This window comes from Streptomyces marincola (genome assembly GCF_020410765.1).
Taxonomy (GTDB): Bacteria; Actinomycetota; Actinomycetes; order Streptomycetales; family Streptomycetaceae; genus Streptomyces; species Streptomyces marincola.
Genome location: NZ_CP084541.1, coordinates 1,470,712 through 1,481,444, shown reverse-complemented (window position 1 = coordinate 1,481,444; position 10,733 = coordinate 1,470,712). Strand labels below are relative to the sequence as shown.

Sequence of the window (10,733 nt, the reverse complement as noted above, 5' to 3'; positions counted from 1 at the left end):
ATCAGTTCGCTGAACGGCCGAGCTGCGTGTCGATGAAGTCGAAGATCTCCGAGGCCGAGGCCGACCCCAGCGTCTCCGCGACCTTGGCCTCCTCCTCGGCCGCGTCGCCGCCGGCCCCGTTGAGCCGCGACAGCAGCACCTGGAGCCGGGCGGCCACCGCGTCGCGCGTCCGCTCGTCGTCGGCGGCCACTCCCGACAGCGCCGACTCCAACGCGTCCAGCTCGGCCAGCACACCGCGCTCGCTCGACCCCCCGGTCAGCGACATCAGGAACTCGGTGAGCGCCGCGGGCGTCGGGTGGTCGAAGACCACGGTCGCGGGCAGCTGGCCGTCGATCGCGCCGCTCAGCCGGTTCCGCAACTCGACGGCGGTCATCGAGTCGAAGCCCAGCTCCATGAAGCTGCGCTCGGCCGTCACCAGATCCGTGTTCGTGTGCCCGAGGACCGTCGCCACCTCCGACGAAACGATCCGCAGCAACGCCGGGCGCCGTTCCTCATCCGGGAGGGCCGCCAGCCGGGTGGCCGGCGTGTCGCTCTCGCCCGCGCCGGACCGCGCGGCCGGCCGGAACCTGCCACCGACCAGCCCGGTCAACACGTGCGGCACGCGGCCGTGCGCCCGCATCGCCGCCGCGTCCACCGGCAGCGCCACCAGCTGCGGATGCCCTTGCGCGAGCGCCGCGTCGAGCAGCGCCGCGCCCTGCTCGGGTGCCACGGCCCTGAAGCCCTCCCTCCGGTACCTGAGCAGGTCGTTCTCCCCGAGCCCGGCGTTGAGCCCCACGCCGCCCAGGTCCCACAGGCCCCACGCGACGGCCGTGGCCGGCAGGCCGTGCGCCGCGCGGTGCGCGGCCAGGGCGTCGAGGAACGCGTTCGCCGCCGCGTAGTTGGCCTGCCCGGGGCCGCCGATCACGCCGACGCTTGAGGAGAACAGGACGAACGCCGCCAGCTCCCGGTCCCTGGTCAGCTCGTGCAGGTGCCACGCCGCGTCCGCCTTCGGCCGCAGCACCGCGGCCACCTGCTCGCGCGACAGCGACGACACCAGCCCGTTGTCCAGCACACCAGCGGCGTGCACGACCCCGGTCAGCGGCTGATCGGCCGGGATCGCGTCGAGAACAGCCGCCAGCTCCTCCCGGCGCGACACGTCACACGCGACAACGGCGACCTCCGCGCCCAACCCGCGCAGTTCCTCGACCAGTTCACCGGCGCCGGGCGCCTCAGGGCCGCGACGGCCGAGCAGCAGCAGGTGCCGCACACCGTGCGTGGTCACGAGATGCCGGCTCACCAGGGCCCCCAGGGCGCCCGTTCCCCCGGTCACCAGGACCGTGCCCTCCGCCAGCGGAACGGCAGCCGGCTCCGCGCGTCCGGCCGGCTCCTCCGGCGACCGCCTCAGCCGTGGCACGTGCACCTCCCTGTTCCGGATCGCGGCCTGCGGCTCGCCCGAGGCCACGACGGCGGCGATCACGTCGAGCGGAGGCGTCGGCGCGTCGTGGTCGATCAGGACGACCCGGCCGGGCACCTCGGCCTGCACCGAACGCAGCAGACCCCACACGGCGGCGCCGCCCAGCGCGGGCACGTCCTCGCCGGCCGAGGCCGCGACGGCGCCGCGCGTCGTCACCACCAGGCGCGTCTCGGCGAGCCGTTCGTCCGCGAGCCACGCGCGCACCCGTTCAAGCACCTGTCCCGCGCTGTCGTGCGCGGCCCGCACCGGGTTCTCCGCCGGTCCTTCACCGGCCCCGGCGGGACCGGCCGCCATCAGAACGGCGCCGACGGACGCGCCGGAACCGACGAAGTCGGCCAGCTCGGGCACCCCGTCGAACCGCGGTCCCGCCCCGTCCGGGCCCTCCCCGAGCAGCGCCAGGTCCAGCGGCTGCGCGCCGCCCTCCGGCAGCGGCAACGGGTCCCACTCCAGGCGCAGCAGCGGCGGCCGGGACGTGCCGGCCACCGGCACGACCTCCTCCTCGCGCACGCCGCGGAACTCGACCCGCTCGGCCGTGAGCACCGGCTCCCCGGCGCCGTCGACCAGGCGCAGCCGCACCGCGTCCGCGCCCTCATCCGCGATCCACTGGGCCGACACCGCGGTGGCCCCGGTGGCGTGCAGCCGCACGCCGTGCCACTGCGCGGCGAACGGCGACGAACCCTCGGGCAGCGCGGCCTGCCGGGCCGCGTCCGCGACCACGGCGTCGAGCAGCGCGGGGTGCACCCCGTAGCGCGTGACCTCGGGGGCCAAGTCCTCGGGCACCTCGTAGGCGCCACCCGCCGCGTCCTCGTTCGCGAACGGCGCGGTGCCGCCGCCCGACGGCCCGAGGAGTCCTTGTGCGTGGGTGGTCCATTGGTGGTGGGTGAGGTGGGTGGTGTCGGGGCGGGTGTGGAGGGTGAAGGGTCGGTGTCCTGTGGGGTTGGGTGGGTGGATGGTGAGTTGGAGGTGGAGTGGGGTGTTGTCGGTGGGGAGGGTGATGGGGGTGTGGGTGGTGAGGTGTTCGAGGGTGTGGGTGCCGAGTTGGTCGCCTGCGTGGAGGGTGAGGTCGATGAGTGCGGCGGTGGGGAGGACGGGGGTGTGGTGGAGGGTGTGGTCGGCGAGCCAGGGGTGGCTGCGCAACGACACCCGCCCGGTGAACACCGTGCGGTCCCCGTCCGCCAGCCGGATCGGGGCACCGAGCAACGGGTGCCTGTCGCCACCGGAGCCCGTGCCCACGCCTCCGGTCACTGCCGGTTCGAGCCAGAACCGCTGCCGCTGGAACGGATACGTGGGGAGGGGGGTGTGGGGGTGGGGGGTGGTGTGGTGGTTGGTGGGGGTGCCGTGGGTGTGGGTGGTGGCGAGGGTGGTGTGGAGGGTGTGGTTTTCGGGTTGGTTGGTGCGGAGGGTGGGGGTGGTGGGGATGTGGGGGGTGGTGTGGGTGGCGAGGGTGGTGGGGCCTATTTCGATGAGGTGGGTGACGCCTTGGTTTTTGAGGGTTTGGATGCCGTGGTGGAAGCGGACGGGTTGGCGGATGTGCTGGGTCCAGTAGTCGGGTGAGGTGAGTTGTTCTTCGGTGGCGAGGGTGCCGGTGACGTTGGAGACCACCGGGATCGTCGGCGGGTGGTAGGTGACCTCGGCGGCGATGGTGCGGAACTCGTCCAGCACGTCGTCCATATGGGGGGAGTGGAAGGCGTGGCTGACGGTGAGCGGCGTGGCGCGCAGGCCCTGCTCCCGCCAGCGCGCGACCAGCGCTTCGACGACGTCGCTGTCACCCGACACCACGACGCTTTCGGGGCCGTTGATGGCGGCGATGGCGATGGTGGCGGGGTCGTGGTCGGCCAGGGCGGCGCGTACTTGCTCTTCGGTGGCTTGGACGGCGGCCATGGCGCCGCCGGTTCGGGCGGCTTGCATGAGGCGTCCTCGGTGTGCGACGAGGTGGAGTGCGTCGGTGAGGGTGAGGACGCCGGCGATGTGGGCTGCGGTGAGTTCGCCGAGGGAGTGGCCGATGAGGTAGTCAGGGCGTATGTCGTGGTGTTCGAGTAGTCGGTGGAGGGCGAGGTGGGTGGCGAAGAGGGCGGGTTGGGTGATGTGGGTGTGGTTGAGGAGTTGGGCGTGAGGGGTGTGGGGTGGGGCGTGGAGGATGTCGCGGAGTGGGTGGGGGAGGTGGGGTTGGAGGTGGTCGGTGAGTTGGTCGATGGTGTGGGCGTAGGTGGGGTGGGTGTGGTAGAGCTGTTGGCCCATTTGGGGGTGTTGGGAGCCTTGGCCGGTGAGGGTGTAGGCGGTTTTGGGGTGGGGGTGGGTGGTGCCGGTGGTGAGGTTGGGGTGGGGGGTGCCTTGGGTGAGGTGGTGGAGTGCGGTGCGTAGGAGGTCGGGGGTGGTGGCGTGGATGGCTGCGCGGTGGGTGAAGTGGGTGCGGGTGGTGGCGAGGGTGTGGGCGATGGCCCGGTCGTTGAGGTCGGGGTGGGCATCGAGGTGGTCGGCCAGTTGCCTGGCTTGGGCGCGCAAGGCTTCCTCGGTCTTCCCGGACAGCAGCCACACCACCGTGTCATCGGCGACGCCGCCGTCCTCCGGGGCGTTGTCGTCGGTGTTGGTGCTGGTCTGGGCGGGGGGTTGTTCGATGATGAGGTGGGCGTTGGTGCCGCTGATGCCGAAGGAGGAGATGGCGGCGCGTTTGGGGTGGCCGGTGTCGGGCCAGGGGCGGGTGTCGGTGAGGAGTTCGACGGTGCCGGCGTCCCAGTTGACGTGGTCGGTCGGCTTGTCGACGTGCAGCGTCTTCGGCAGAACGCCGTGCCGCATGGCCTGGATCATTTTGATGACGCCGCCGACGCCGGCCGCGGCTTGGGAGTGGCCGATGTTGGACTTCAACGACCCCAAGTGAAGGGGCTGCTGTTCGGGGCGGTTGGCGCCGTAGGTGTTGAGGACGGCCTGGGCCTCGATGGGGTCGCCGAGTTTGGTGCCGGTGCCGTGGGCTTCGAGGACGTCGATGTCGGCCGGGGTGAGTCGGGCGTTGGCGAGCGCTTGGCGGATGACGCGTTCCTGGGAGGGGCCGTTGGGTGCGGTGAGGCCGTTGCTCGCGCCGTCCTGGTTGATGGCGGAGCCGCGCAGAACGGCGAGGACGGGGTGGCCGTTGCGCCGGGCGTCGGAAAGCCGTTCGAGGACGACGAGTCCCACGCCTTCTGACCAGCCGGTGCCGTCGGCGGACGCGGAGAACGACTTGCACCGGCCGTCGGGTGACAGGCCCCGTTGCCGCGAGAACTCGATGAAGGCCGTAGGCGTGGACAGCACCGTGGCGCCGCCGGCGAGGGCGAGGCCGCATTCGCCGGAGCGGAGGGCTTGGGCGGCCATGTGCATGGCCACGAGTGAGGAGGAGCAGGCCGTGTCGACGGTCACGGCCGGGCCTTCGAGGCCCAGCGTGTACGCGATGCGCCCCGAGGCGACGCTGCCCGCGTTGCCCGCGGCGACATATCCCTCAAGCGCTTCGGGAACGTGGTGGGCCGCGCTTCCGTAGTCGTGGTACATGAGGCCGGTGAAGACGCCGGTGTCGGTGCCGTGGAGTGTGGTGGGGTCGATGCCGGCGTTTTCGAGGGTTTCCCAGGCGGTTTCGAGGAGGAGGCGTTGTTGGGGGTCGGTTGCGGTGGCTTCGCGGGGTGACATGCCGAAGAAGTCGGGGTCGAAGAGGTCGGCGTCGTGGAGGAAGCCGCCGTGGCGGGTGTAGCTGGTGCCGGGTTGGGTGGGGTCGGGGTTGTAGAGGGTGTCGAGGTCCCAGCCGCGGTTGGTGGGGAACTCGCTGACGGCGTCGATGCCGTTGGCGACGAGGTTCCACAGGTCTTCCGGGTTCCGGACCCCGCCGGGGTAGCGGCAGGCCATGCCCACGATCGCGATCGGCTCCTCCGCGGCGTCTCCCGTGCCCTGCGCCACGACCACGACCTCGTCCTCGTCACCGAACATCTCGTCCAGTAGGTGGGTGGCGAGGGTGGTGGGGGTGGGGTGGTCGAAGATGAGGGTGGGGGGGAGGGGGATGCCGGTGGTGGTGGTGAGGTGGTTGCGGAGTTCGATGGCGGTGAGGGAGTCGAATCCGAGTTCTTGGAAGGGGCGGTTGGGTTGGATGGTGGTGGGGTTGGGGTGGCCGAGGATGGTGGCGGCGTGGGTTTGGATGAGGGTGGTGAGGTGGGTGTGGCGTTGGTTGGGGGGGAGGTGGGTGAGTTGTTGGGTGAGGGTTTGGGTGGGTTGGGGTGTGGTGTGGGTGGGTTGGGGGGTGGTGGTTTTGGGTGCGAGGTTGCGGAGGGTGGGGGGTGTGGGGTGGTGGGGGGGTGAGGTGGGTGGTGTTGAGGGTGGTGGCGGCTTGGAGGGGGTGGGGGGTGGTGTGGGCGGTGTCGAAGAGGGTGAGGGCGTGGGGGGTGGTGAGGGGGGTGATGCCGGTGCGGTTGAGGCGTTGGTGGTCGGTGGTGTGGAGGGTTTGGGTGATGGTGCTGGTTTCTTGCCAGAGGCCCCAGGCGAGTGAGGTGGTGGGTTGGTTGTTGGCGTGGCGGTGGTGGGCGAGGGCGTCGAGGAAGGTGTTGGCGGCGGCGTAGTTGGCTTGGCCGGCGTTGCCGATGAGGCCGGAGAGGGAGGAGTAGAGGGTGAAGGTGTGGATGGGGTGGTTTTGGGTTTGGTGGTGGAGGTTCCAGGCGGCGTTGATTTTGGGTTGGAGGACGGTGGTGAGGCGTTGGGGGGTGAGGGTGGTGAGTGGGGTGTCGTCGGTGGTTCCGGCGATGTGGATGATGTTGGTGAGGGGGTGTTGGGGTGGGATGGTGTTGAGGGCTTGGGTGAGTTGGTGGGGGTTGGTGGTGTCGGTGGCGAGGAGGGTGATGGTGGTGTTGGTGGTGTTTTGGAGGTTGGTGAGTTGTTGGGCGGTGGGTGCGTTGGGGCCGGTTCGGCTGAGGAGGAGGAGGTGGGGTGTGTGGTGGTGGGTGGCGAGGTGGGTGGCGAGGAGGGTGCCGAGGGTTCCGGTGGCGCCGGTGATGAGGGTGGTGCCGTGGGCGTAGGGGCTGTCGGTGGTGTCGGTGTCGGTGGCTTCGGTGGTGGGGGTGAGGCGTGGGGTGAGGAGTTGGTTGTTGCGGTGGGCGAGTTGGGGTTCGTCGGTGGTGTGGGCGAGGGCGAGGGTGTGGGTGAGGGTGTGGGGGGTGGTGGTGTCGGTGTCGAGGAGGGTGATGCGGTGGGGGTTTTCGGTTTGGGCGGTGCGGAGGAGTCCCCAGGTGGGTGCGTGGGGGAGGTCGGTGATGTCTTCGGTGGGGTGGGTGGCGATGGCGTGGTGGGTGAGGGCGATGAGGTGGGTGTGGGCGAGGTGTTCGTTGGTGAGGAAGTCCTGGATCAGCGCGAGGGTGCGGATGAGCACCTCATGCGCCGCAGCGGGGACATCGATCTTTCCGCCGTCGGTGGTGTCGCCGATGAGCGGGAGGATGAGGACGCGGGGTGGGTTGGTGGCGGCGCTGGCGAGGTCGGGGTGTGAGGGGAGGTCGGGGAGGAGGTCGGGGTCACCGAGTACGGCCCAGCCGTCCGTTCCGCTTCCCTTTTCGTCCGTGCCGTCGGATGTGTTCGTTGCCTCTGCCTGTGGGGTGACGGGTTGCCATTGGAGGTGGTAGAGGCCGTGGGGGGTGGTGGGGGTGAGGGGGCGGAGTTGGAGGTTGGTGAGGTGGGCGAGGGTGGTGCCGGTGGGGGTGGTGAGGGTGAGGGTGGCGGTGTCGGGGGTGGGTTGGGTGAGGTGGAGGTGGAGTTGGGTGGTGGGGGTGGTGGTGGGGGTGAGGTGGAGGTTGGTGAGGGTGAAGGGGATGCGGGGTGGGGTGTTGGGGTTGGTGGTTTCTGGGAGGAGGGGGTGGAGTGCGGCGTCGAGGAGTGCGGGGTGGAGGTGGAAGCCGGTGGTGGGGGTGTTGTCGGGGAGTTGGAGGGTGGCGTGGAGGTCGCCTTGGGGGGTTTGCCAGAGGTGGGTGAGGGCTTGGAAGGTGGGGCCGTAGTGGTAGCCGTGGTGGGTGAGGCGTTGGTAGAGGTTGTCGAGGGGGATGGGTTGGGTGTTGGGGGGTGGCCAGGTGGTGTGGGTGGTGGGGGGTGGTGTGGGGTTGGGGGGTGTGGGGGTGAGGGTGCCTTGGGCGTGGAGGGTCCAGGTGGCGGGGTGGGTGTGGGGGTCGGTGGTGGTGTGGATGCGGAGGTTGCGGTGTCCGTCGGGGTTGGGTGCGGTGAGGGCGAGTTGGATGCGGGTGGTGGTGTGGGGGGTGAGGGTGATGGGGGTGGTGAGGGTGAGTTCGGCGAGGTGGGGGGTGTTGGTTTGGGTGCCGGCGGTGATGGCCATTTCGGCGATGGCCATGCCGGGGAGGAGGGTGGTGTCGCCGATGGTGTGGTGGGTGAGCCAGGGGTGGGTGGTGAGGGAGAGGCGGCCGGTGAAGAGGTATTCGTCGTTGCCGGCGACCTCGACTCCGACGCCGAGGAAGGGGTGCTGGGTGGCGGCGAGTCCGAACGCTGCCGCGTTTCCCGCACCGGCCGACTCCTCCAACCAGAACCGCTGCCGCTGGAAGGGGTAGGTGGGGAGGGGGGTGTGGGGGTGGGGGGTGGTGTGGTGGTTGGTGGGGGTGCCGTGGGTGTGGGTGGTGGCGAGGGTGGTGTGGAGGGTGTGGTTTTCGGGTTGGTTGGTGCGGAGGGTGGGGGTGGTGGGGATGTGGGGGGTGGTGTGGGTGGCGAGGGTGGTGGGGCCTATTTCGATGAGGTGGGTGACGCCTTGGTTTTTGAGGGTTTGGATGCCGTGGTGGAAGCGGACGGGTTGGCGGATGTGCTGGGTCCAGTAGTCGGGTGAGGTGAGTTGTTCTTCGGTGGCGAGGGTGCCGGTGACGTTGGAGACCACCGGGATCGTCGGCGGGTGGTAGGTCACCTCGGCGGCGATGGTGCGGAACTCGTCCAGCACGTCGTCCATGTGGGGGGAGTGGAAGGCGTGGCTGACGGTGAGCGGCGTGGCCCTCAGGCCCTCCTCCCGCCAGCGCGCGACCAGCGCTTCGACCACGTCGCTGTCACCCGACACCACCACGCTCTCGGGACCGTTGACGGCGGCGATGGCGATGGTGGCGGGGTCAAGGTCGGCCAGGGCGGCGCGCACCTGCTCCTCCGTCGCTCGCACGGCCGCCATCGCGCCGCCCGGACGGGCGGCCTGCATCAGTCTCCCCCTGTGTGCGACGAGGTGGAGTGCGTCGGTGAGGGTGAGGACGCCGGCGATGTGGGCTGCGGTGAGTTCGCCGAGGGAGTGGCCGATGAGGTAGTCGGGTCGTATGTCGTGGTGCTCTAACAACCGGTGGAGGGCGAGGTGGGTGGCGAAGAGGGCGGGTTGGGTGATGTGGGTGTGGTTGAGGAGTTGGGCGTGGGGGGTGTGGGGTGGGGCGTGGAGGATGTCGCGGAGTGGGTGGGGGAGGTGGGGTTGGAGGTGGTCGGTGAGTTGGTCGATGGTGTGGGCGTAGGTGGGGTGGGTGTGGTAGAGCTGTTGGCCCATTTGGGGGTGTTGGGAGCCTTGGCCGGTGAGGGTGTAGGCGGTTTTGGGGTGGGGGTGGGTGGTGCCGGTGGTGAGGTTGGGGTGGGGGGTGCCTTGGGTGAGGTGGTGGAGTGCGGTGCGGAGCAGGTCGGGGGTGGTGGCGTGGATGGCTGCGCGGTGGGTGAAGTGGGTGCGGGTGGTGGCGAGGGTGTGGGCGATGGCCCGGTCGTTGAGGTCGGGGTGGGCATCGAGGTGATCGGCCAACTGCCGCGCTTGGGCGCGCAAGGCTTCCTCGGTCCTCCCGGACAGCAGCCACACCACCGTGTCGTCACCAGAGCCAGAGCCAGAGCCAGAGCCGGAATCGGCGCCGCTCTGTTCCTCGGGCGCGGAGGCCGTTTCCGGTCCCTCGGCACCGTCCGCGCCCTCGGGGGCTTCGGAGGGTTCCTCGGGGGCCTGCTCCACGATCACGTGCGCGTTCGTCCCACCGAAGCCGAAGGAGGAGACCGCGGCGCGTTTGGGGTGGCCGGTGTCGGGCCAGGTCCGTGCCTCGGTGAGGAGTTCGACCGCGCCGGCGTCCCAGTTGACGTGGTCGGTCGGCTTGTCGACGTGCAGCGTCTTCGGTAGAACGCCGTGCCGCATCGCCTCGATCATCTTGATCATGCCGCCGACGCCGGCCGCGGCCTGGGAGTGGCCGATGTTGGACTTCAACGACCCCAGTTGAAGAGGTCGTTCCTCGGGGCGGTTGGCGCCGTAGGTGTTGAGAACGGCCTGGGCCTCGATCGGGTCGCCCAGTCGCGTGCCGGTGCCGTGCGCCTCCAGCACGTCGATGTCGGCGGGGACGAGCTGGGCGTTGGCCAGGGCCTGGCGGATGACGCGTTCCTGGGAGGGGCCGTTGGGCGCGGTCAGGCCGTTGCTCGCGCCATCCTGGTTGATCGCGGACCCGCGGATCAGGGCGTGCACGCGGTGGCCGTTGCGCCGGGCGTCGGAGAGCCGTTCCAGGAGAAGCAGGCCGACACCCTCCGACCAGCCGGTGCCGTCGGCGGACGCGGAGAACGACTTGCACCGCCCGTCCGCCGCCAGCCCGCGCTGCCGTGAGAACTCGATGAAGGCGGTGGGGGTCGCCATGACGGTGGCGCCGCCGGCGAGGGCGAGGCCGCATTCGCCGGAGCGGAGGGCCTGGGCGGCCATGTGCATGGCCACGAGCGAGGACGAGCAGGCCGTGTCGACGGCGACGGCCGGCCCCTCGAAGCCGTACGTGTAGGCGAGCCGCCCCGCCGCGATGCTGCCCGCGCTGCCGCTGAAGAGGTAGCCCTCGTTGCCCTCTCCCGGGATGCCGGGGCGCGAGCCGTAGTCGTGGTACATGAGGCCGGTGAAGACGCCGGTGTCGCTGCCCTGCAAGGAGTCGGGAGTGATGCCGGCGTCCTCCAGCGCCTCCCAGGCGGTTTCGAGGAGAAGGCGCTGCTGCGGGTCGATCGCCGTGGCTTCCCGCCGGGACATGCCGAAGAACTCGGGGTCGAAGAGGTCGGCGTCGTGGAGGAAGCCGCCGTGCCGGGTGTAGCTCGTTCCCGTCCGGCTCGGGTCGGGGTCGTAGAGGGTGTCGAGGTCCCAGCCGCGGTTGGTGGGGAACTCGCTGACGGCGTCGACACCCTCGGCGACGAGGTTCCACAGGTCTTCCGGGTTCCGCACCCCGCCGGGATAGCGGCAGGCCATTCCCACGATCGCGATCGGTTCCTGCGCGCGGTCCTCCATTTCGCGCAGGCGGCCACGAACCTCGCGGGCATCCGCGATGGCCCGCTTGAG

The 10,733-nt window shown here is 70.6% G+C and carries 3 pseudogenes; all 3 read right to left on the bottom strand.

From position 1 onward, the window contains the following. Position 1: 1 nt before the first annotated feature. Positions 2 to 5,545: pseudogene (locus LC193_RS06290) on the bottom strand (SDR family NAD(P)-dependent oxidoreductase); the annotation flags it as partial. A 439-nt stretch (positions 5,546 to 5,984) separates the two neighbouring features. Next, positions 5,985 to 7,856 (bottom strand): annotated as a pseudogene (locus LC193_RS29160) (type I polyketide synthase); the annotation flags it as partial. 309 nt (positions 7,857 to 8,165) lie between these two features. Next, positions 8,166 to 10,724, bottom strand: a pseudogene (locus LC193_RS29155) (type I polyketide synthase); the annotation flags it as partial. Positions 10,725 to 10,733 lie beyond the last annotated feature (9 nt).